This window comes from Gilvimarinus sp. DA14 (genome assembly GCF_024204685.1).
In the GTDB taxonomy this organism is placed as follows: Bacteria; Pseudomonadota; Gammaproteobacteria; order Pseudomonadales; family Cellvibrionaceae; genus Gilvimarinus.
On sequence record NZ_CP100350.1, the window covers coordinates 550,320 to 572,208 of the forward strand.

The 21,889-nt window shown below is 52.9% G+C and carries 16 protein-coding genes; 9 read left to right on the forward strand and 7 right to left on the reverse strand.

Features of this window, described 5'->3' with window-relative positions:
• Positions 1 to 4: 4 nt before the first annotated feature.
• The 3 genes from NHM04_RS02270 to NHM04_RS02280 are packed head-to-tail and all read left to right on the forward strand — an operon-like array spanning position 5 to position 2,219.
• Positions 5 to 283 (forward strand): DUF3649 domain-containing protein, encoded by a 279-nt coding sequence (locus NHM04_RS02270; protein WP_254265434.1) that lies wholly within the window; start codon positions 5 to 7, stop codon positions 281 to 283.
• On the forward strand, positions 280 to 1,860 hold the full coding sequence (locus NHM04_RS02275; protein ID WP_254265435.1) for a PepSY domain-containing protein: 1,581 nt from the start codon (positions 280 to 282) through the stop codon (positions 1,858 to 1,860). The genes NHM04_RS02270 and NHM04_RS02275 overlap by 4 nt, the downstream gene beginning before the upstream one ends.
• Entirely contained in the window at positions 1,857 to 2,219 is a 363-nt protein-coding gene (locus NHM04_RS02280; RefSeq protein ID WP_254265436.1) for a DUF3325 family protein, read from the forward strand. The genes NHM04_RS02275 and NHM04_RS02280 overlap by 4 nt, the downstream gene beginning before the upstream one ends.
• Positions 2,220 to 2,228: 9 nt before the next feature.
• Here NHM04_RS02280 and NHM04_RS02285 read toward each other — a convergent pair whose 3' ends face one another.
• The gene (locus NHM04_RS02285) at positions 2,229 to 3,218 is read right to left on the reverse strand and encodes a glycoside hydrolase family 43 protein (RefSeq protein WP_254265437.1); all 990 of its coding nucleotides are present in this window, start codon (positions 3,216 to 3,218) and stop codon (positions 2,229 to 2,231) included.
• Between the two features lie 137 nt (positions 3,219 to 3,355).
• On the opposite strand from NHM04_RS02285, the gene NHM04_RS02290 reads away from it, so the two are divergent.
• Both NHM04_RS02290 and NHM04_RS02295 read left to right on the forward strand, forming a co-directional pair.
• Entirely contained in the window at positions 3,356 to 4,552 is a 1,197-nt protein-coding gene (locus NHM04_RS02290; protein ID WP_254265438.1) for a glycoside hydrolase family 105 protein, read from the forward strand.
• Between the two features lie 13 nt (positions 4,553 to 4,565).
• Complete coding sequence (locus NHM04_RS02295; protein ID WP_254265439.1) at positions 4,566 to 5,786, forward strand: BNR-4 repeat-containing protein; 1,221 nt, start codon at positions 4,566 to 4,568, stop codon at positions 5,784 to 5,786.
• Positions 5,787 to 5,836: 50 nt separating this feature from the next.
• Here NHM04_RS02295 and NHM04_RS02300 read toward each other — a convergent pair whose 3' ends face one another.
• From NHM04_RS02300 to NHM04_RS02310, 3 genes are all read right to left on the reverse strand, one after another.
• Positions 5,837 to 6,532: a cysteine hydrolase family protein gene (locus NHM04_RS02300; protein ID WP_254265440.1), complete on the reverse strand. Its 696-nt coding sequence runs from the start codon at positions 6,530 to 6,532 to the stop codon at positions 5,837 to 5,839.
• Entirely contained in the window at positions 6,529 to 7,584 is a 1,056-nt protein-coding gene (locus NHM04_RS02305) for a putative urea ABC transporter substrate-binding protein (RefSeq protein WP_254265441.1), read from the reverse strand. The genes NHM04_RS02300 and NHM04_RS02305 overlap by 4 nt, the downstream gene beginning before the upstream one ends.
• A gap of 81 nt (positions 7,585 to 7,665) precedes the next feature.
• The gene (locus NHM04_RS02310; protein ID WP_254265442.1) at positions 7,666 to 8,601 is read right to left on the reverse strand and encodes a LysR family transcriptional regulator; all 936 of its coding nucleotides are present in this window, start codon (positions 8,599 to 8,601) and stop codon (positions 7,666 to 7,668) included.
• Between the two features lie 436 nt (positions 8,602 to 9,037).
• On the opposite strand from NHM04_RS02310, the gene NHM04_RS02315 reads away from it, so the two are divergent.
• From NHM04_RS02315 to NHM04_RS02325, 3 genes are all read left to right on the forward strand, one after another.
• Positions 9,038 to 12,049 (forward strand): TonB-dependent receptor, encoded by a 3,012-nt coding sequence (locus tag NHM04_RS02315; protein ID WP_254265443.1) that lies wholly within the window; start codon positions 9,038 to 9,040, stop codon positions 12,047 to 12,049.
• Positions 12,050 to 12,208: 159 nt separating this feature from the next.
• The gene (locus NHM04_RS02320) at positions 12,209 to 13,639 is read left to right on the forward strand and encodes an exonuclease domain-containing protein (protein WP_254265444.1); all 1,431 of its coding nucleotides are present in this window, start codon (positions 12,209 to 12,211) and stop codon (positions 13,637 to 13,639) included.
• A 253-nt stretch (positions 13,640 to 13,892) separates the two neighbouring features.
• The gene (locus NHM04_RS02325; RefSeq protein ID WP_254265445.1) at positions 13,893 to 16,739 is read left to right on the forward strand and encodes a TonB-dependent receptor; all 2,847 of its coding nucleotides are present in this window, start codon (positions 13,893 to 13,895) and stop codon (positions 16,737 to 16,739) included.
• 152 nt (positions 16,740 to 16,891) lie between these two features.
• On the opposite strand, the gene NHM04_RS02330 is transcribed toward NHM04_RS02325, so the two are convergent.
• Together NHM04_RS02330 and NHM04_RS02335 are read right to left on the reverse strand one after the other, a co-directional pair.
• Complete coding sequence (locus NHM04_RS02330; RefSeq protein WP_254265446.1) at positions 16,892 to 17,608, reverse strand: GntR family transcriptional regulator; 717 nt, start codon at positions 17,606 to 17,608, stop codon at positions 16,892 to 16,894.
• A 271-nt stretch (positions 17,609 to 17,879) separates the two neighbouring features.
• Complete coding sequence (locus NHM04_RS02335; RefSeq protein WP_254265447.1) at positions 17,880 to 20,174, reverse strand: PQQ-dependent sugar dehydrogenase; 2,295 nt, start codon at positions 20,172 to 20,174, stop codon at positions 17,880 to 17,882.
• 266 nt (positions 20,175 to 20,440) lie between these two features.
• On the opposite strand from NHM04_RS02335, the gene NHM04_RS02340 reads away from it, so the two are divergent.
• Positions 20,441 to 21,391: a glycoside hydrolase family 43 protein gene (locus tag NHM04_RS02340; protein WP_254265448.1), complete on the forward strand. Its 951-nt coding sequence runs from the start codon at positions 20,441 to 20,443 to the stop codon at positions 21,389 to 21,391.
• A gap of 99 nt (positions 21,392 to 21,490) precedes the next feature.
• On the opposite strand, the gene NHM04_RS02345 is transcribed toward NHM04_RS02340, so the two are convergent.
• The gene (locus tag NHM04_RS02345) at positions 21,491 to 21,835 is read right to left on the reverse strand and encodes a DUF6122 family protein (protein ID WP_254265449.1); all 345 of its coding nucleotides are present in this window, start codon (positions 21,833 to 21,835) and stop codon (positions 21,491 to 21,493) included.
• Positions 21,836 to 21,889: the final 54 nt, after the last annotated feature.

A 21,889-nucleotide genomic window follows, 5' to 3' on the forward strand; every position in this document is an offset into this window, starting at 1 on the left:
TTTTATGTCCCACTCAGGTTGGCGTTTAGCCTCTCACATTATTGCGGCACTTTTTGGAGGCTATCTGTTAGCCTTATCCGCCAGTGTATTACTCGCCGCTGTGCTTCCCGCCTCACGCAGTGACGCCACACTCGTGGCTCACCTTATTAGCTTTGCGGTTTATGTCGCCGCTATTGTATGGGCTTTTGCCGCGCCGCATCACCTGCGTGCTTGGCTCAATATGCTGATACCTGTCCTGCCCTTATTGGCAGCGGGTTTGTGGTTGTCGGGGTTTACCCTGTGAATAATTCTTCAGCGAAATCCAGTGGTTTTCGCCCCGCCATGACCTGGGTACATACCTGGGCCGGTTTAACCCTTGGCTGGATACTTTACTTAATATTTGTGACCGGCACCGCCGGTTATTTTGATACCGAGCTGGACCGCTGGATGCAGCCCGAGTTGCCGCCGATACAGCACGTAAATGCCTCGCACACAGCACAGGCCATTGTCGCGCGTATGCAAGAGCAAGCGCCGGGGGCGGAGCGCTGGTTTATCAGTTTGCCCACCGATCGCAACATACCCTACCCCAACGTATTTTGGCAGGGCGCCTCTACCGATATGGGGGCCAGTGCCGCCAGCGGTCGTGTACTGCTGGATGCGCAAACCGCCGAACCACTCGAACCCCGCGCCACCGGCGGTGGGCAGACCTTGTATCAAATGCATTGGCGGCTTCATTATTTATCGCGCCAGTACAGCGACAAAATCATCGGTATTGCCACGCTGTTTATGATGGTGGGTTTAATTACCGGCATTATTATTCACAAGAATATTTTCGTTGATTTTTTTACTTTACGTTTAGGTAAAGGGCGTCGATCCTGGCTCGACGCGCACAATTTTTTAAGTGTGTTTGCGCTGCCCTTTCACTTAATGATTACGTATTCGGGGCTGTTGTTTTTAGGCTTTTCGCTTATGCCCTTTATTGTCTCATCGCAATACCCAGAGGACGGTCGCAGACAGTTTTACGCTGAAGTTTTCGATCCGCCGGGTTTGATTGAGCCCGCAGGGCAACAAGCGCCCCTGATAAATATTGCCCCATTAATGGCGCAGCTTGAGCAGCATTGGGGCGCAGGCCGCGTGCAGACCTTGGATATTCATCACCCGGGCGATAAAAATGCGCGCATTGTCGCTTACCAAAGTATTTCCGATACCGTTAGCACCAGCGCTGAGCGACGGGTATATGATGGCGTAAGTGGCGAGCTTCTGCATATTCAGCCCGCCGATTCATCAAAGGCCAAGCAAGTGCGAGATGTTTTTTTGGGGCTGCACGAGGGGTTGTTTGCTCAACCACTGCTGCGTTGGCTGTATTTTTTATCGGGGCTTATGGGCACCGGCATGGTCGCGACTGGCTTAATTCTGTGGTCAGTAAAAAGGCGGCAAAAAGCCGAGCGTAAAAACGCCGCTGCGGTTAAAGGTTTACGCTTAGTCGAAGTGCTAAACGCCGGCACGATTGTCGGTTTGCCCGTTGCTATTGCCTGCTATTTTGCCGCCAATCGATTGCTTCCAGTCACTATGGCCAGTCGCGCCGCGTGGGAGGTTCATACGTTATTTATGGTTTGGCTGGTGCTTTTGTTGTGGGTGGCGGTAAGGCCCAGGGCACGGGTATGGCAAGAGTTATTAATGCTGGCGAGCGCCTCTTATTTGTTATTGCCGCTTCTGAATGCGATCACGACCGAGCGCGGTTTAATTCGCAGTGTGGCTCAAGGCGACTGGGTTTTTGCGGGCGTTGATTTGGCATTTGCCATACTGGGGGGCTGTTTTGGTTGGTGCGCCTGGCGGGTGCATCGGTTAAAAGCGACTAGCCGGTCGGGAGCAACACCATGAACGGGATTTTATCGTTTAGCCTTCTATTGCTTTGCGCGGCAGCGTTTACCGGCTTTGCGTTGGCGAGCGCCAAAGTGCGCTGGCAATTGCAAAAAACCGGCAGCTCATTTGCTATCACGCCTGTCAGGTTGCGCGCCTTATCCTGGTTGTTAATAATTATTGCCTGTGTCTTTGCGCTAAACTTGCGAAGCTTGGGTATTGGCTTGGCCCAGTTAGCGGGCTGCGCTTCGGCGGCGGCAATCGTCGCCTTGCTGGCCGCCAATTTTCGACCGAGATTGCTGCCGCCTCTGGCGTTGGGTTTCGCCCTATTGGCATCACTCATGTCTACAGCGAGTGTGTTGGTCTCGCTGTGGGCATAAGATATAGGCTTAGGGAGCCAGTGATTGTTCCGAGTGAGACGCCGTGTTTTTATCCAAAGCCAGTAGAGGCGCCAGGGCTGTTTCAGACACTTGAAGCACCGTACCGTGGCGGCTGCCCTCGGGCATTTTAATCTGGTCGCTCACATCTTCCCAATGAATAAAGTCCTGGGTTTTCATCGCGCCAAAGGCTTTGCTGGTGTACTCGTCGTAATAGACCAACCAGCTATCGGGCAGGCGCAGTATTGTTGGGCCCTCTACCCATAAGTCTGTGGGAGTAAAGGGTTCAAGCGGTGTCTGCCAAGGGCCGTATAAGCTGTTGCTGCGAGTGACTTGTAAGTACTTGGCCGGCGGGTGGCGGGTTTCGTCTTTTAACACCATCACATACTCATCACCGTCTTTTACGATGGTTGAGTCAATCACGTTAAAGTCCGGCTGGTAAAACAGCTGGGTCTCGCTGTAGTGTTTAAAGTCTTTGGTGGCGGTGTAATAAATGCGGTGGTTAAGTCCATCGTCGCCCGTATCTTCGGTAGCGGGAAAGCGGCCGGGTATGGTGCTGGCCCAGTAAATCAAATACTGCTCGCGTTCATCATCCCATATGATTTCCGGTGCCCAGCTATTGCGGGCAGTGGGTTCGTGGGCCATGACGGCAATAAACTCGGGTTCGCTCCAATCAATCAGGTTATCCGAATGAGCGATGCCAATGCCCTTATCCCACCAGCCGGTGGTCCACACCATATGGTAGCGACCATCAGGGCCCTGAATAATACAGGGGTCGCGCATCAGGCCCTGTCCTACGGTGGATTGCAAAACTGGTTGGTCGCCATTCAGCGCTTGCCAATGGTAGCCGTCGCGGCTGTATGCCAGATGTAAGCCGCTCTCGCCATTACCGCGAAAGGAGCTGAAAATATAGCCGGTTTTTGACTCTGGTTTACTGACGCAGGCGTTAAGTATTAGTGTTAAGGCAGCTATTGGGAGTGAGCGAGCGAGAATTTTGAGCATGCTTTACCTCTGTTGTCGCAGCGAAATGCGTTATTATGTTTTTGGCCTATTGATAATATAATACCAATATAATGATTGCCGTTCAGCCACGACATGGCCTCGATAATAATTAATTCGTCAATAATAAGGTTTGCACAATGCGACAAATACTATTCAGTGTTTTATTTATAGGCTTAGTCGCCTGCTCGCCCACTGCGACAAAACAGACATCTCCCACGCCGACGGCCGATTCGGTAAAAGCACTGACCAAGAAAGTCGCCGACTGGCAGATTGAAACCTTTTACCAACAAGGTGAATATCGCGCCCTGCCTAGGGTTCCGCCGGAGTGGATGAACAGCGAGCAGTACCATGACTTGGAGTGGCATCACGGGGCTCTGTACGCGGGTATGAATCAGTGGCGTAAAGTCGCCGACAACCCCGAGAAATATACCAACTGGCTGATCGAGATTGGCGAGCGCAACGATTGGGAGCTGCACCGTCGCCCCTACCATGCCGACGACCACACCGTGGGGCAGTTCTACCTGGCGCTGTATGAAGATTTTAACGATCCTAAGATGCTGGAGCCCACCCGGGAACAGTTTGATTGGATTTTAGAAAACCCCAAAACCGGTACTCTGGACTGGCTGGCAGAAGACACCCACGCCCACGACCGCTGGGGCTGGAGTGACGCACTGTTTATGGCGCCTCCGGTGTGGGCACGTCTGTCTAAAGTGACTGGCGACCCCAAGTATCTGGAGTTTATGGACCGGGAATATCACGCCACCTACGATTTGCTGTGGAGTGAAAAAGATCACCTGTTCTGGCGCGACTCCAGCTTCTTTACCAAAAGCGAGAAAAACGGCGAAGATATTTTCTGGTCGCGCGGTAACGGTTGGGTATTTGGCGGTCTGGCATTAATGATTCCGGACCTGCCCGCTAACTGGGAAGGTCGTGACTTTTATATCGACTTATACAAAGAAATGGCGGCCCGCCTGTTAGAGATTCAGCGCGACGACGGCACCTGGTCTATGGGTTTGCTGGGCGGTATTGACGGTTACCCGATTATCGAAACCAGCGGCACCTCTTTCTTTACCTTTGGTCTGGCCTGGGGCATCAACCAGGGCATTCTCGATCACGAAACCTACCAACCAGCGGTTATGCGTGCCTGGCAGGCACTGTCCGGCGCCGTAACCGATGAAGGGCTGCTGGGGCATGTACAACCGGTAGGCGCCGCACCCGGCGACTCCTTCCCCGACTACACCGAGGTGTACGGTATTGGCGCCTTTCTGGCCGCAGGCAGCGAACTGTACAAGCTGCTGGCTGAAGAAGAAGGCGTAAAAAAAAAAGATAACTGATGTTCGCACCTTTATGTACAACAGCGGGTGGTGCTGGTTTCAGGACCCCCGCGCCATCGTCCACAACGGCAAGTTGCTGGTGGGCGGTGTTGCCGGCAACGGTCGCGGTGACGCGGCCGTTGGCGTTTACGATTTAGAGCGCGACGCTCTGCTGGGTCGCACCACCCTGCACGATCAATTTGATCATGACGACCACAACTCCCCCGTTTTCTACGCCCGCCCAGACGGCAGTGTGTTAAGCGTCTATGCGCGTCACAGCACTGAAAACATCCATTACTACCGCATATCCAACAGCGACGACTATTTAAGCTGGGGTGACGAAAAAACCAAAACCTACGACGACTCTGTCACCTATATGAACCTGTTTGCCCTTAACGATGGCAAGCTGTACAACTTCTATCGCGGCGTTGACTGGAACCCCACCATGGTTGTCTCCAGCGATCACGGCAAAACCTGGGGTGAAGAGACGCACTTTATTCAAAATGAAGTCGAAGGCCGTCACCGCCCTTACGCCCGCTACACCAGCAATGGCACAGACACCATTGGTATCTCGTTTACCGATGCCCATCCGCGCGATTACGGCACCAGCATTTACTACGCCGAATTTCGCGATGGTAACTTCTACCAAGTAGACGGCACGTTTATCAAAAACCTGGCAAAAGATGGTCCCCTAAAACCCTCTGAGGCTGAAAAAATCTTTACCGGTGGTGGCGGCGGGTTTCGCAGCGTAGAGTTGAGCGCGCAAAACAGCGCCTGGACCAGCGCCGTAGAAATAGACAGCCAGGGTCACCCACACATCGCCTACTCTTTGTATCTGAGTAACGACGACCAGCGCTATCGCATTGCGTCATGGAACGGCGAAAAGTGGATTGATCGCGAAGTAGCCCACGCCGGCAGTCGTTTGTACGAACGCGAAGCCAGCTATACCGGCTTAATCACTCTGGATCCAGCTGATCCTCAGCGCGTGGTTATCTCTACCGATGTCGACCCCACCAATGGTGAAGCTCTGGGTGGGAAACATCAGATTTTTACCGCGCAGGTAACATCGGCGGACGAAACTGCCTCCATCGATTGGCAGCGCTTGTCCTTTGATGACCACCGCCACAACATCCGCCCCATGGTGGTAAACGACGGCGAGCACAAATTGGTGCTGTGGTCGCGAGGCCAGTACAACACCTACACGGATTATTATCTGGATACCGTGGGACTGGATTTAAAAGCAGCGATTCACTGACAGGCGTTTTGCGCTGCCCCCCGCGTCGGGGGGCAGTCGCACACCACTATTTAAACTTGTTGCAACGCTTGCACTAAGGCTTGGCTGTCGCTGTAAGCGCCAAAAATACCGCCCTCGTGACTGATACTATTAAGAGTGTGCTCGTGCAGACTTTGTGTAGCGGCGCCACAGCAATCGCTTAACAATAAACAATCGAACCCCCGGTCGTTAGCGTCGCGCATGGTTGAGGACACACAAACATCGGTGGTGACTCCGAGCAAAATAAGGTTGCGAATATTCCTCACCCTAAGTATGTGCTCGAAGTCGGTGGCGTAGAAGGCGCTGTTACCCGGTTTGTCGACCACAATCTCCCCCGCTTGCGGCGCAAAGCCCGGGTAAAAGTCACACCCCGGCTCGCCGCGCACCAGCAAGCGCCCCAGAGGCCCCTGTTTACCCACGGGCGAATTCTGACGCTGCGCTTTACGGCGCTTATTGTCCTGTAAGTCCAGCAACTCCGGGCGATGACTTTCACGAGTATGAATGATTAAAAACGGTTGCTGCCGCGCCGCCTGTAAAAAATCCTGGGCTGGCTTAATTGCCTGGCGCAGATGATCGATATTTTCACCGAGGCTGGCAAAGTAGCCCTCTTGGGCGAGAAAATCCCGCTGCATATCAATCACAACCACCGCCGTATTGCGCGCGCTCCACTGGCCCGCCAGGGGCCAGGGATAAGGGGTTGCCTGCTCGATGGATGCCCACTCGCTCATTGTTGTGCCTCTAGCATCCAATCGGTCGCAAAACGCAAATTGACGTTAGACTCGCTACCCAGCACGTCGCCAGTGCCCGTTTCAATGCCGATAAAATTAGCATCCGGGGCGCCCTCACCCAGTAGGCCGTGCTCGAAAGCAAAGCCTGTGATGTTTTGCATGGTTTCGCTAAATTGCGCAGAGGTCACATAAGCGACACTCTCTTCGGCGCTGAAAAAGTCAATGGTGGCCAGTTGCGACTTTAAATCCTGGGGGCTGGTATTCAGCTGTTCAGCCATGTAAGCGACAAACGCTTCGTGCTCCGGGTGGGTCGGATCGAGCATGGCGATAGTTTCATACCAGGCGCCGGCAATGGCGTTACCCAGGTTGGGTTCACGTGCCAGCGTCTGGGTGTGCACAATTAATCCGTCGACGATTTCGCCGCGAATATCGGCCGAATCAAACACCAGCGTTGTGTCCTCAAACTGGTTGAGAATCTGGCTGAGCTGGGGTTTCCAGGTGGCCACGACTTGGGTGCTTTCGTCGGTGAAAATTGAGCCTATGTCGGCATCCGAGGTGTTCACCACCGTCACATCCTGCTCGCTCAGCCCGACGCTGTCGAGCGCACGCGCCAGCATATAGTGTGAACCAGACAGCTCTACCAGGTTGATACGCTTGCCTTTAATATCCGCCAATTGCGCGTCTTTACCGCGCATCACAATACCGTCACTGCCCACCGAGGTGCTCAGGGGCAGCACCACAGTTGTGTCTACGCCGGAACCGGCGGGAATGGTGAGCGCATCCAGGGTGATCGCCACCGAGCCGTCAAAGGTGCCGGCGGCAAACTGCGTTTGCGCTTCAATGTAGTCGTTCAGTTGCACCGCCTGGAGATCAAAGCCGTATTTATCGCCCCATTTGGCGAGAATACCGTGGTCCTCGGCATACCCCAGGGGCATAGTACCGGCGTAAATGGTCCAGGCGATTTTGTACTGCTCTTCGGCCTGGGCTAAGGGCGCGCAGGCTGTCAGAGCTAAAGTGGCATAGCCAAGGGGGCGGACAAATGTTTTAAACATAGCGATGATTCCGTCATTGAGTCAGTGTCAGACACACCCTACCCCGGCACCAAGCGCCAAAAAATGACAATAAATACCCGCTTACTTGTCAGTTTGTGCAAGTGTTGTCTGAGTCAGCAAATCCAGCGCTTCAGCGATAATGAAGCGGCTTTTCTCTTCAGTTTTGCGGTGTGCCAGGGTCATTACCGAGCCCCGCTTGATCTGTTTGGCAAGAATCGGCACCAGTCGCCCCGCGCTGACAAACTGGGCCGCGTACTGGGCGGGCATAAAGCCGACATAGCGCCCCGAGAGAATCAGAAAGGCAATGGCTTCAAGGTTGGCGGTGTAGCTGACATCACCCAAGAGGTCATAACCGAGACACGCAATGTCGGACTCGTTGAGGAAATTGCGGGCGGCAAAGTTCTGATGTTTGAGTTCATTCAGTAAACGCTCACCGCCCACCCCTTGTACCTGCAAGCGCGCGGCCGGGTTGTCCGGCGCGGCGTAAAGATAATCCAGCTCTTCGTATATGGGGCGATACTGCAGCGCATCGTGGTAGCGCTCGAAGATGCCCAAAGCAATGTCGATGCGTTTATCCAGCAGATATTTTTCTAGCTCGTAGGGAGTTTTCACATACAAATCGATGTGCAGAGCAGACGAAAAATGCTCGCCCAATTCGGTGATGGCGCGATCGAGGCGAAAACGAGTTTCGCCGATAATATTGTCGATCACGCCGATGGCGAGGCGACCCGAGCCATGCCCACCTAAACTTTCAGTGCGGTGCTCAAAAGAGCGAAACGAGGCGAACAACTTAAGCGCTTCATCGGCCACCTGCTGCCCCTCCGGGGTAAGGCGAAACCCCTGTCGGCCGCGCTCGCAGAGTGTGAGGCCCAGGCGCGCCTCAAGTGCGCTAAGACTGCGACTGATGGCCGATGCGTCTTTATTGAGCAGCGTTTGTGCGTTGGAGATGCCATTGGCCTCTATCACCGCTAAAAATACTTCCAGCCCTTTGATGGCGCTGCTATCAATTTTGATCATACATTCGTGTCCGCTGTGTGCTGCTTTGCCTCTAAGAGCATACAGACAAGTCTCTTCGAGCGGAATTTTTTGGCTCACCAGCCAATCTGGTAGCGCTGCTCGCCACCCTATCCACATATAGCCGCAGGATTGTAGCGCCTAAATTCTTTGCCGCGCCGACCAGCTAGGCAAAAGCGCTGAATCTGTATTGGCGCAAAAAGCATTGTTCTGTGCAAACTTTGAACACCTGGGTAAAGCTATGTAAACAAAAGTGTAACCGTTTACATAAATCGTTAAGGTCCCGCCCTAGCTATAAAAGATCGGATAAATAGCACATAAAAATTTACCGCTTCTCGCGTCATCTGAACGGAGCCGTGCAGCATGAGGTTTTGCCCACCTAATAACCTCAGAAGCGCGTGAAGCGATTCCATAATTGATAAAAAATGAGGATGCCCATATGCAAAATAAACAACAAAAGCGTTTACTATCATTAGCCGTAGCGGCCGTATCTGCAGGCCTAACAGCCCTACCCGCAAGCGCACAGAATACTACCGATGAGTCTTTAGGACAGCTGGAAGAAGTGGTTGTCATCGGTATTCGTGGATCGCAAGAGGCGGCCGTGGATATCAAACGAGACTCTTCAATTATTGTCGACTCGATTGTTGCTGAAGACATTGGCAAGCTTCCGGACGTGACCATTGCTGACTCGCTTCAGCGTGTAACCGGTGTGCAAATACAGCGTACCGCCGGGGAAGGCACCAGCCTTAATATTCGCGGTATGCCGCAGGTTTTGACCACCCTGAATGGCGAGCAGTTTTTGAGCCCCTGGTCCATTACCGATGTTGGAGCCAACTACTCCGATATTCCCGCCACCATGATCTCCGGTGTAGACGTGTACAAATCGCAAAGCGCGGCCCTGTCTGTGGGCGGTATTTCTGGCGTTGTGGATTTAAAAACCCGTCGCCCGCGCAATCTTGACCAGGGTTGGACCGCTGCTGCCGGCGCCGAGATGTCGCAGGGCTCCATCACTGAAGAAGACAACTACAACTTCAATGCGTTTGTCGGCTACAACGGTGACCGTTTTGGTTTTACCCTGGGTGGCTTTCAAACCGATTCAAACTCTGCCAACTACCAGATTCGCGAAGACCTGCGTCTGGGCTTTGTTAACCAGGGCGGCGACCCGCTGGACTTAAACAACAACGGCAATCTGAACGATCGCTACCTAGTGCCCGGCGCCTATGGAGTGAGCGCCTTTGTCATGGAGCGCGAGCGCGAAGGTATGTCCGGCTCCTTCCAGTTTGATATTTCCGACAGTCTGGAACTGACCACCGATGTTTTCTACACCAAGATGGATCAATACGATCGCGGTGTGCGCACGCAATTTAACGGCAGCAACAGCGATGCTTACGACGTGCTGCGCCCAGGTACCGAAACCAGTTACGAGACAACAGTTCCGGCTGAAGGTGACACCCCTGCGCGCGACATTAATTCTATTCAAGTCGCTGTGGTGGAAGCGCCGGACTTTCAGGCGACCACGCAGAGCACGCAAAACCACACCGAATCGCTCAATGCCAATATTGAATTGGCGTTTGACAACGGCGGGCCATTCACAGGTTCTGTGCGCTACATTCACGGCGATGCAGAAAAAACTTACGAAAACGCCACCTTCCAGCAAGGCACGCCCGAGTGGTACTGGGTAGACGAAAACAACGACGGCATTGATGACCCGGTTGAGCCTTTCTGGGTGACCGTCGATTACCGCGAAGAATATCCGACATTCCAGTTTGAGGATGATCTCTCAAGCACTGATCGCCTGAATCTGTTCCAGGCGTTTGCCGACGGCGTTGAACAAGAAGCCACCCTGGATGTTGCCCGCGCCGACGGCTCCTATGAGTTTGATTTCGCCAACTTCACCTCGGTGGACTTTGGTGTGCGCTACGGTCGCCGCGACGTGGATAACGAGCGTTTTATCTATATGACGCCTACCGGTTACTACTCCACCTGGGCCGACCCGAATGTACCGGAAGATCTGTGGTATGAACCCCTGCCCGGCGATTACAAGTGGCAGCAGTATCCGGATTGGAATGACTTTGCCGGCAATGCACAGCTGGGTATTGAACCCTATGATGAGCTGCGTGGCATGCTCACTTCATACAACGACTTTGGCCCCTTCGGCGGCTGGGGCGACGGCGTAGCAGCGCTGGACCCTCATGTGCTGGATGATCTGGACGGCTTTATGGAGTTTGTTTACCCAGGGTCCGAGCGCTTTACCGATCCGTCGCGCGCCTACTCAGTGGTTGAAGAAGAAACCTCAGGTTATGTGCAGCTAAATTTTGCCAATGACGAAGGCCTGTTCGGTATTCCGTTTGAAGGTAACTTCGGTGTGCAGGTGGTAGAGACCAAGCGCGAAGTGGTTAATGCCCTCTACGATCAGCAGGCTGTACCTGAAGATGGCACCTACTACGGTGGCGGCTACCCGGCGACCTATGGCGAGCCCCAAGGCTGGCAGATTATGTACAAAACTCTCGGCACCGAGACCACTGAAACTTCGTTTACCGATGTGCTGCCCTCGTTCAACATAAACTTCTTCCCCCGAGAAGACGTCATCGTTCGCTTTGGCTACGCCGAAACCATGTCACGTAACGATTTAGCGAACGTCGGCTCGGGTGAATCCCTTTGGTATCAGGAATACAAGGTCTATACCGAAGACGGAAACCAGAGCGATGAGAATGGCAACTACAACGTCGTTACCAGCCCGGGTGGTGGTAATGATCAGGGTAACCCCTATGTCGATCCATGGCGCGCCAATAACTACAACCTTTCTACCGAGTGGTACTTTGCCGACGGCGGTATTTTGGGGGCCAGCATCTTCTTGATTGAGGTAGAAAGTGCAACTCAGTCAATGCAGGAGGCCCGCGCCTACCCAGACTCTGACGGTGTGGTACGCCGTACCGCCAACGTCTGGACAACGCAGAATGTGCCCGCCTCGGACCTGCAGGGTATTGAGCTGGGCTACAAGCAGGCTTTTACTTTCCTCCCTGGCGTGCTGAGCAACACCGGTATTGAGGCTAACTACACCTACTCGGATAACGACTCGGGCGCTGTGGATTTAGAAGGTAATGCCTTCCCGCTGCAATCGAACTCCGAGCATCAGGCCAACTTGATTCTGTGGTATCAGGGTGAGCAGCTCAGCTCGCGTATTGCCTACAACTGGCGCAGCGAAATCTTTCAGGGTCAGGCGGGCTTAAACACCAACGAAGCGCCTATTAGCCTGGGTAACTGGAGTGAGCCAGCCGGTTATCTGGATGCCTCTGTGAACTACGATGTCAACGAGAACTTTACCGTTTACCTGCAGGGTACCAACCTGACCGAAACGGATTATCGCAACTACTCGCAGTTTGAGGACTCCTTCTACTCACTTAGCGTGCAAGAGCGCCGGGTAGCGGTTGGTTTACGCGCACGCTTGTAAAACCTATTAAGTTACGTGTTCTACTCTCCTTTGTAGAGCTTGCTTTGGGGTCAGATTTTCTGGCCCCTTTTTTATGGGCGGCGTAAGCTGTCATAATGCGCTGATCTTGCTGGTATAAAATCGCGTATCATACAGTGTGTGTAGACACCTGGAGGGTGCGTGACAGATACGCTCAAGCAATCGTTTTTCCCCGGTTTGAATGGTCCGCTGGCCATTGTGGATATCGAAACCACCGGCGGCAATGTAACTCGTGACCGCATCACCGAAATTGGTATTGTGACGGTGGATGATAAAGGCGTGCACGAATGGAGTACGCTGATAAACCCGGGTATGGCAATTCCCAAGACTGTGCAGGCGTTAACCGGAATCGACAATGAAATGGTCGCCGATGCGCCGCGTTTTGAGCAGGTGGCAAAACAAATCTGGCTGCGTCTAGAGGGCAAAGTTTTTATTGCCCATAATGTCCGCTTTGACTACGGTTTTATTCGCAATGCGTTTGCCGACCTGGGCTTTCCCGTACAGCTAAATTTGTTGTGCACGGTGAAGCTATCTCGCGCTTTATATCCGGAGTTTAAGCGTCATGGTTTGGAGGCAATCATTCAGCGGTTTGATATTCCCACATCGGCACGGCATCGCGCCTTGGCCGACGCCCGTGCCACCTATCATTTTTTAACAATCGCCCAACAAGAAAAGACCGCAGCAGCATTTATGACTGCGGTGCAAGGGCAAACAAGGCGCCCCAGCCTGCCGCCTGGGCTTGAGCCCGGTGTCATCGAGCGCCTGCCGAACACACCCGGGGTGTATTACTTTTACGGCGACAACGACAATTTGTTGTACATCGGCAAAAGCATCAATGTCCGCAAGCGTGTGATGTCGCACTTTAGCGCTGATAAAGCCAGCGCTAAAGCCATGGCCATGTGCCAGCAAATTCGCGACATTCAGGCCGAGCCCACCACCGGTGAATTAAGTGCGCTACTGCTCGAGTCGGCCGAGATAAAAAAACACCAGCCCATTTTTAACCGCCGCCTGCGCAGATTAAGCAAGCTGTATACATTGCAATTGCAAGAAGATGACGCAGGCTTGCTGCGCCCGCATATTCTCCCCGTTGGCGAGGCCCAAAGACAGTTAAAAATGTACGGGTTGTTCCCCTCGCAGAAAAAAGCCCGTAACGCATTGCTCGAAGCGGCCAAGCCCGCGGGCCTTTGTGATCATGTGGTACTCACCGACACACCCGCGGTTGTTGCCTGCATGGGGTGGCAGTTAAACCGCTGTCGCGGTTTGTGTACTGGCAGTATTTCCACGGTTCAACACAATGTGTGGATGATGGAATCTCTGGCAAAACTTGCGCTGCAAGCTTGGCCCTATCCGGGCCCGGTTTGTTTGCTGGAACATGCGCAAAACGGCGAGCAGTACACCGCTTTTTTGATTGATAATTGGTGCCTGTTAGCCTCTCAATCCGGCATTGGTGAACCGGATATGGATGATTTACGCGCATCGGCGGCGGAGCCTGCGCTAGACAGAGACTTATACCGCTACCTGAGCAAGGCCATTCTAAAAGGCGCACAACAAACTCAATTAATTCCCCTGTAAACCTACTCGTTTATTTCTTCCTGACTTGTGCAATCTGGTTGGCACGCCCTGTTTGACCCGGTGCGCAGCATTACTTTTATTAACAAATCTATTTATCCAACCCCCTTATAGTCCAATTGACACAATATTTTTTCGGGGCTAGTATCCGCAGCTAACGCCACTTGTATACTAGTGGCCTAAAGACCGCAGAGCGTTTAATCAGACTAGTTTTGCGGACACATAAAAATAAGTTCACCAGTAGAGGACTCGCTCAATGCCAACCAAGCCACACTTTAATCACTCAAAGCTCGGCCTACTGAGCCTGTTAATTGCCGGCTCTGCCACAACCATGGCACAAACTGCCAATAACGACACCGCGCAATCCAGCCAAGGCGCTGCCATTGAGGAGGTCGTTATTACCGGCTACCGAGGTAGCCTACTTAACTCCACCGCCGCAAAGCGCGACTCAGTGGGCTTCTCCGATGAAGTTTTCTCGGACGACATCGGTAAAATGCCCAGCCAGAACCTGGCAGAATCGTTAAGTCGTATCCCCGGCGTTAACATTAACCGTGAAGTAACCGGCGAAGGTCAGCAGATTTCTGTGCGCGGCTTGGGCCCCTCTTTTACCAAAGTGGTGTTAAACGGTAATTCCATGTCCGTGGCCTCAATGGGTGACATGAACCAAAACGGCAGTGATGGTCGGCAGGTTAGCCTAGATATTTTTCCGCCCGAGCTGTTTAAAAGCTTAAGCGTGAATAAAACCGCAACCGCGCAGCAAATCGAAGGTGGTGTATCGGGTTACGTAAATATGAAAACCCTGAGACCTTCTGATTTGGGTGAAGGCCATACCTTCAATGTTGGCGTCGATGGTGTGTACAAAGAAGCGACCAGTTCAACCAGCCCTAAAGGTGCCCTCACCTACAGCTTTTCTAACGATACTTTTGGCGTGTTAACCAGCGTTGTCGCTCAGTCTAATGACCATGGTATTGACGGTTACGAGGTTATTGGCAACGTATTGCAAGGCGTTTGCCTGGGGGAACCTGGTACTAACGCCTGTGCTGATGGCAGTGGCGATGGTCTGCGTTATTCCAATATTGCCACCCCCGATTACGCCGCTGCACACCCAGGCGTGAATGTAGGCGATGTGATTGATATCAGCGGCGAGCAAGCGACATATGATGCGATGCAGCTGCCGTACATTGGTCGTATGGTCTCCACCAACGGCAAAAAAGACAGTATTTCTGCGTTGGTTTCGCTTGAGTACACGCCAAACGATGATATTACTGCCGCGCTGGATTTTTTAACCGCCGACACCGCGAACGAATACACGCGCGATGAGATTTCCCACTTTTATCGTCGCAACTATGTGTACCAGCCCATTCCGTCTGACATAGTGCTGGACAGTAAAAACCAAGTGGTTTCAGGCACATTCTACGGCACATCGCCCTGGATTGGGTCCCAGGACTACGACGAAGAAACCAGCTTTACCAGCATTATGCCGAGTGTTGACTGGCAAATTTCTGATGATTTCTCGATGGCCGCCTCGGCAAGTTTTACCGATTCAGAATTTTCACGCTACAACCCTTATGGGTTGATGTTTGGCGCCAACACCACTTTGGAATACGCCAATGACGGCATTGTGCCCTCGGTAAACTACGGCAGCACTAACGACTACGCCAACTACACCACCCACGACGGCGAAGACCGTATTCGCGCCAGCCATACCGAGCGCGAGACTTCTACCACAGGCTTTCACGTTGATTTTGCGTACGGTGAAGATGCTGAGCGCAACGGGTTTAAATTTGGTATTCACCACGACCAAATGGAATCTACCCGTCAAACCTTCTTGCCTGTGTTTTCCATGGAGTACGATGGCAATGCGGATGGTTCCGTCACCATGGCTGAGTACCTTGAAGGCTCGGGTGCAACGGCAGAGCTAACAAACAACATTCAAAATTATATTCGCACGGTTAATTTTGGTTCGAATATCGACGGCTGGGGCGGTGTACAAAGCTTTGGCGCGACTGACTGGTCCGCCATGAAAGATTTAATCGGCTTCGACCAGTGGCAGGAAGAGCAGCAAAACCTGACCAACATTGAAGAAGAAGTTACCGCTCTTTATTTAGAGTTTAATACTGAAACTGAAATTGGCGGTCGACTGCTGCGTACCAACAGTGGCGTACGCGCGGTAAAAACCGATCAATTTGTGGAAGACCAAACCGGTGCCACCAGTGAAAGTTATGATCGTGTTCTACCCTCATTCAGCGCGGTGTACGATTTAACCGACGACATTAAACTGCGTACCAGTGCATCGCGCAGTTTAACCCGCGCTAACCCCAGCGACATGTTCCCCGGGGCGCAGTGGGATGGATCGGGCATTGATGTAGTGCGTGTGGGTAACCCGGGCCTGGCGCCCTTTGAATCCACCAACTTGGATATCGGCGGCGAGTGGTACTTTAGCGATATGGGTTACGTGGGCTTAACCTATTACACCAAAGATATCACCGGCTTTACTTACCAGGATACCATCTTGGAAAATCTGGATAACCTGGGCCAGTACGGTGTAGATTTAAGCGAGCTGACTCCAACTCAGCTTGAGGCCGAATCCATTTGCACACCTAACTGCACCGTACAAGTTATTACCCGTGTGAACAGTCGTGAAGCCAGTACACTTAAAGGCTTTGAATTGATCTGGGTACAGCCACTGGACTTTTTGGTGGAAGGTTTAGGTTTTAATGCCAGCGCCAACAAAATTGAAGATGACTCGCCCGAAGGCGCCGAAATTACCGGCGTGTCTGATTCGTATAACCTGACCGGTTACTACGAAAATGATGTCTTTCAGGCGCGGGTTACACTCTACCATCAAGAAGGCGCTGTGGCCTTTAACTCTTGGGGTCAGGATGTAGAAACCCGCGATCGCTCGCAGGTGGATGTATCGGCCAGTTACCGTTTGCCGGTAATGCAGGATAACGACCTGACGCTCACCTTTGACGCTTACAATGTTAACAACGAACCCTTGTCAACGCGCTTTGTGGGCGACGGTGTAGAGGAAGATTCACAGTCCTACAATGTGTATTACCCGGGCGCCACTTACACCATGGGTGTGCGCGCATCGTTTTAACGGTATTCACAGTTTAAACGAATGAGGCTTAACAGCATTAGGCGCCGCGTAGGCGCCACTGATTTACTGATGCTCTCCCTAGCATGATGTAAACGCTTAGCCCCGCTTGCGCGGGGCTTTTTTATGCCGGGAGTTTGCTAAGCAAGCTCTGACTATTGAAAGTACTCGGGATGTTCTTTCGGCAGGGTATCTAGCACTTTATAGACTCCGCGCAAATGCAAGCTCATGGCATCTACCGCTTCGCTCACTGAACCTGCTTTAATGGCGCGAATGATGGCTCTGTGCTGGGTGAGAACGCGCTTATACTGACCGGTCATGTGCAAACTTAGGTTGCGCACCCTGTCCATATGCGCTTTCTCTTCCTCTATCATGGCCGCCACCCGGCTGTATCCGGTATGGCTTGCCAACAGCTGATGAAACTTATCGTCCAGTTCTTGAAACAACAACGCGTCATCGGCCTCGGCGGCAAGTTTTTGCTCGGCAATAATGGCTTCTGCGGCTTTCACAGCCTGGTGGTTAGGCTTCTCTGCCAAATGGCTTACCACAGAAACCTCTAAGGCTTCACGAATAAACCGCGCCTCGAGAATTTTTTCCATGCTCAAGCGCGATACATAGGTACCGCGCTGGGGCAGCACCTCAACAAAACCGAGATTGGCGAGTTTAATTAAGGCTTCGCGTACCGGGGTTCGGCTAACTCCGAATTTACTCGCCAGGGCCGACTCGGAAATAAGCTGGCCCGGCTCCAGCTCCATACTGACAATGGCATCGCGAATAAAGCCGTATATTTGCCCGCTGGCAGGGCGAGCATAATCGAGCTGCTTGGCATACGCGGCCGCTCTATCGAGAAATTTTATGGGCTGTTGAGTCAAAGGGGGAAATCCTTATTGGCTAATGCTGATGTTATTATTCTGGCTCACCAACATTCTAATCCATATTACCTGTGCTCGTCAGCCGCTGTAAGACCCAAGGGCCCAAGCACTTTGCAGTAATAAGCTACGCCTAGCGCACTAAGGCCTTTTACCAAGCGCCTGGCGCTACTTGTATCGTCCAGGCGCTTAGGCATAACGGCGCAAGCAAATGTGGCCACCCGTTTTTAAGTGGTGAGCTTCTGCCTTGGAGTGAACGTGAGTTTCACCCTCGCTAATCCGGACATCCCGATAGCGAATCAATCCATTCATTCAATAACGCTTGCCCTTGGGTATCCACCTGGTTGCTGCCCACGGGGGGCATTTGCTGCGCATGATCCCGCAACGCCATACGCGCCAGCAGTATCGATGCATCACTGTCACCCGGTGCCAGCAGCATGGCATCGCTGATTCCCATATCGCCGTTCTGTGGCGGGTGGTTACATAGCTGCATTTCACTGAACGAGGTTTGCCAGCGCAAATCCATATCCACATTAGTGCCCCCGCCCGGTTGGTGGCACTGGGCGCAGTTGGTATGAAGATAGGCTCGGGCCCGCTCTTGCAAAGACGCGCTTTGATCAGCCGGGTCGGTAAGTCTGGCATCGGTGGCGCTACCACTAAGAACACCTATGCTTTGCAGCGTGGTGATCTGGTGCCCGTTAATGCCGGTTGAGGGGTACAAAAAGCTGCTATTTAACTGTGCTGTTTCAAGCCCCAGCGCTCGTCCTGCCGCTTCGGTATGACATTGCATGCAGTCGCTGCCGCTGGGGTAGATCCAGTCTTGTCCTTGGCGCTGCCTAACCGCGCCCCCTACTACCAGCTCGGCATCTGTGCCGGCTTGATTCCAAGCGTAGGTATAACCCGCCCAGACCTGGTCGGTGTGATGTTTCAGTAATCGGGTTTCGATTAATTCGTCGTTTAAGTAAAAGTTTTTGACTAATACGCTGCCCGGCGGAACGGCCCAGTCTTGATTGGGCTGAACGCTTAACTGCTGATTGTCGGGTAACGCTATCCAGCGTTGTTTCTGTGCGCCATCGGACCAGAAAGGCGCGGTCACACTATACGGAATTAAACCGTCGGCCGGCAGATGCGGGCTGGCGGCATTCACACAGCCGGTATCGGAAAGTTGAGCGGCAGGCGCGTTGTTGACGCCGCCGGATTGGTTGTTGTCTTGCAGCTGAAAAATACCGCCGTTAAAACTCAAAATATACAGCTCGCCCTGGTGATCTTCGGCAAACGAGGCAATATTCTGTCCGGTATTGGCTATAAGCACTTCTTTGTCCCACCCGCCCTTATCGTTTGGCTTAAGGGCATGTAAGGGGCCTGTAACAAAATCGCCATACACATAGTGACCTTGCAGCGAGGCAATGGTCGAACCCCGGTAGCGATAGCCACCGGTAATGGATTGAAAGTCGGGTTGAGGCTCTTCGGCCACCGGGTCTGTCAGGCCGCGTGTGTCACAGTTGTTGGCAGGGTTATAGCAGTGCGCTCCTTCGCGAACTCGCCAGCCATAGTTGCCGCCGCGCTGAATGGTATTAATTTCTTCCCAGTTGCCCTGCCCCACGTCGGCCAGCCACAACTCACCCGTGGCCCGGTCGAACGACCAGCGCCAGGGGTTGCGCAGCCCCCAGGCGTAAAGTTCGGGGCAGTCGCCGCCGGCACTTTGCTTTTGTTCCATCTGCGTATCGGTATCGCACAAAAAATCGGACTGATCGGCGAATGGGTTACTGGCCGGAATCGCGTAGGGCGAGCCGTTGTCGACATCGATACGAATCATGCTGCCCCATAAGTTGGCCGTATTCTGGGCGCGGTTGTCTGGGTCACCTGCCGAGCCACCGTCGCCAATGCTCAAGTAAAGGTAGCCATCATCGCCAAAGCCCAGGTGTCCCCCAAAGTGATTTTTAGACCGGTAGGGAGCGGTAAAACGAATAAGCTCTTGCTCGGAGTCGGGGTCAAGCGTGCCCGATGCATCGGTGCTAAAGCGCGACAGCAAGGAATCGCAACAACCGCCACCGGCCTCATCGGTTTGATAAAACACATAAACCTCGCCATTGCTGGCAAACTGAGGATGAAACGCAAATGACAAAAGTCCCGCTTCATTAGCGCTGTCGTTTACTTGGCTGGTTAAATCGGCAAATACACGGGTGTTACTAACGTCTGGTGTGTCGGCAAAACGAATGATCCTGCCGTTTTTTTCGGCTAAGTACCAATTCGCCGAATCGCCTGGGGGCTGGCGCATGTCGACTGGCTGGTTAAAGTTTAGATTTGTGTATACCGGCTGTAATTTAACGCCGTATTCCGGTTGCGGCGATTGTCCGGCAAGGCAGCTGATGTTACTGGGGCGAACGCTTAATCCCGCCGCTGCGCTTGATGCGCTACTTAACGAGCTGCTTGATGGGCTACTTGCCGAAGAATGAGAAGAGCTAGCGGAGGATTGCGCCGGCGAGCTGTTGCCATCGCCCCCATCACCTCCGCCCGAGCCTCCACAGGCAGTTACGAGTAAGCAAACCGTCAATATCTGAACTTTCATAGCCTAGGCCTCCTTGCTATTCAGCCTACACCTAAAACCCGGCATAGCGAGTGTCTTGCGCACAAAATAATCAATATCTGCTCGCTCGCTAAGTAAACGCCAATTCGCACTGGTGTGTTAACCAACATAGAACCTGGCTACAAGGACTTTGGCATCACGCCTCACATTTGTATTACAATTTGCCACTTAAGCGCCCCACCGCATGGTAGTGTTACTGGGCCCGCGTTTATCGCTTTCTTTTTGCTGCAAATCATAAGGATAAAATCATGAAAAGATTCGCCGCCGCCCTACTTACGAGCGCCCTATCCAGCCTTACATGGGCCGATAACCCCGCGATTACCGATACCTTTACCGCCGACCCCGCGCCGCTGGTTGTAGGTGATACCGTCTACGTTTACGTCGGCCACGATCAGGCAGAACCCGACGATTTCTATACCATGCACGAGTGGCTGGTGTATTCATCTACGGACATGGTGAACTGGAAATCCCATGGTTCGCCCTTTAAACCTACCGACTACGAGTGGTCATCGGGCTCGGCGTGGGCGTCACATACCATTGAAAAAAATGGCAAGTTTTACTGGTACACCACCTCGAGCCATAAAACCATTAAAGGCAAGGCTATTGGTGTCGCCGTCAGCGACTCGCCCACCGGCCCCTTTAAGGATGCCCGCGGCTCGGCGCTAGTTACCAACGACATGACCACCGCCACGGATATCTCCTGGGATGATATTGATCCCGCTGCTTATATAGATGATGACGGACAAGCCTGGCTGTTCTGGGGCAATCAAAAGGCCTACTACGCCAAGCTTAAACCCAATATGATCGAGCTGGACGGCCCGATCCACGTGATACCGGACGAACAAGTGAAGAATTTTACCGAGGCGCCCTGGATTCATAAGCGCGGCGACCTGTACTACCTGACTTATGCGGCAGGCTTTCCCGAAAAAACGGCCTATTCGACCGCCACCAGCATCGAAGGCCCCTGGACCTACCGGGGGCTACTGGCTGAGGGCGCAGCTAACAGCAACACCATTCACCAGGGCGTAATTGACTTTAAAGGCCAGTCTTATTTCTTTTACCACACCGGGATGCGGCAGCACCCTAACACCGGTGGCAGTTATCGTCGCTCTATGGCAATTGATTATTTGCACTATAACGACGACGGTAGCCTGCAAAAGGTTATTCAGACCACGGAAGGGGTAAAAGCGGTCAAATAGCTCTAAGAGGCGGGCTTTTCGCTCGCCTCTTTATCTGTTTCGGGCAAAACACCTTTGGGTATCCTAAATTCAAACAAGCGACATAAACAGTTCTATTCGCTAGGTCAAAGTGCCACCCAGCCAGCAATCGGTAAAGTCCGTCGCCAAATGCCAAAGGCAGCCCACGGCGACAGCGCGCCACTTCCATGACGGTATGATCAATAATAAGCCATACACAGCACCGGCCCACACTGTGTGCAGCGGGTGAAAACCAATACTGCAGCGGTTGGGGTCAAAGATTGGGTCGGCTAACAAATGATCGGCGTCAATCAGCATGGTAGCCAACATAATCAGAGCCGCTTTGCGCCAGTTTTGCTGCCAAAACAATTTAGCGAATACCACCGGAACCAGCAGATGAAAGGAATAGTGAATTAGCGGTCTTAATAGTTCTAAGGTGGCATCCATAAAAAGTGAGGCCGGGCCAGTACACGTAATTGAATGTGTGATTAGTATTCAAAA

Bases quoted from the DNA above. Each gene is read 5' to 3' on its own strand.
- NHM04_RS02345 (WP_254265449.1), bottom strand. From the start codon at position 21,835: ATGGATGCCACCTTAGAACTATTAAGACCGCTAATTCACTATTCCTTT.
- NHM04_RS02335 (WP_254265447.1), bottom strand. From the start codon at position 20,174: ATGAAAGTTCAGATATTGACGGTTTGCTTACTCGTAACTGCCTGTGGA.
- NHM04_RS02300 (WP_254265440.1), bottom strand. From the start codon at position 6,532: ATGAGCGAGTGGGCATCCATCGAGCAGGCAACCCCTTATCCCTGGCCC.
- NHM04_RS02340 (WP_254265448.1), top strand. From the start codon at position 20,441: ATGAAAAGATTCGCCGCCGCCCTACTTACGAGCGCCCTATCCAGCCTT.
- NHM04_RS02325 (WP_254265445.1), top strand. From the start codon at position 13,893: ATGCCAACCAAGCCACACTTTAATCACTCAAAGCTCGGCCTACTGAGC.
- NHM04_RS02310 (WP_254265442.1), bottom strand. From the start codon at position 8,601: ATGATCAAAATTGATAGCAGCGCCATCAAAGGGCTGGAAGTATTTTTA.
- NHM04_RS02280 (WP_254265436.1), top strand. From the start codon at position 1,857: ATGAACGGGATTTTATCGTTTAGCCTTCTATTGCTTTGCGCGGCAGCG.
- NHM04_RS02295 (WP_254265439.1), top strand. From the start codon at position 4,566: ATGTACAACAGCGGGTGGTGCTGGTTTCAGGACCCCCGCGCCATCGTC.
- NHM04_RS02285 (WP_254265437.1), bottom strand. From the start codon at position 3,218: ATGCTCAAAATTCTCGCTCGCTCACTCCCAATAGCTGCCTTAACACTA.
- NHM04_RS02305 (WP_254265441.1), bottom strand. From the start codon at position 7,584: ATGTTTAAAACATTTGTCCGCCCCCTTGGCTATGCCACTTTAGCTCTG.
- NHM04_RS02315 (WP_254265443.1), top strand. From the start codon at position 9,038: ATGCAAAATAAACAACAAAAGCGTTTACTATCATTAGCCGTAGCGGCC.
- NHM04_RS02290 (WP_254265438.1), top strand. From the start codon at position 3,356: ATGCGACAAATACTATTCAGTGTTTTATTTATAGGCTTAGTCGCCTGC.
- NHM04_RS02270 (WP_254265434.1), top strand. From the start codon at position 5: ATGTCCCACTCAGGTTGGCGTTTAGCCTCTCACATTATTGCGGCACTT.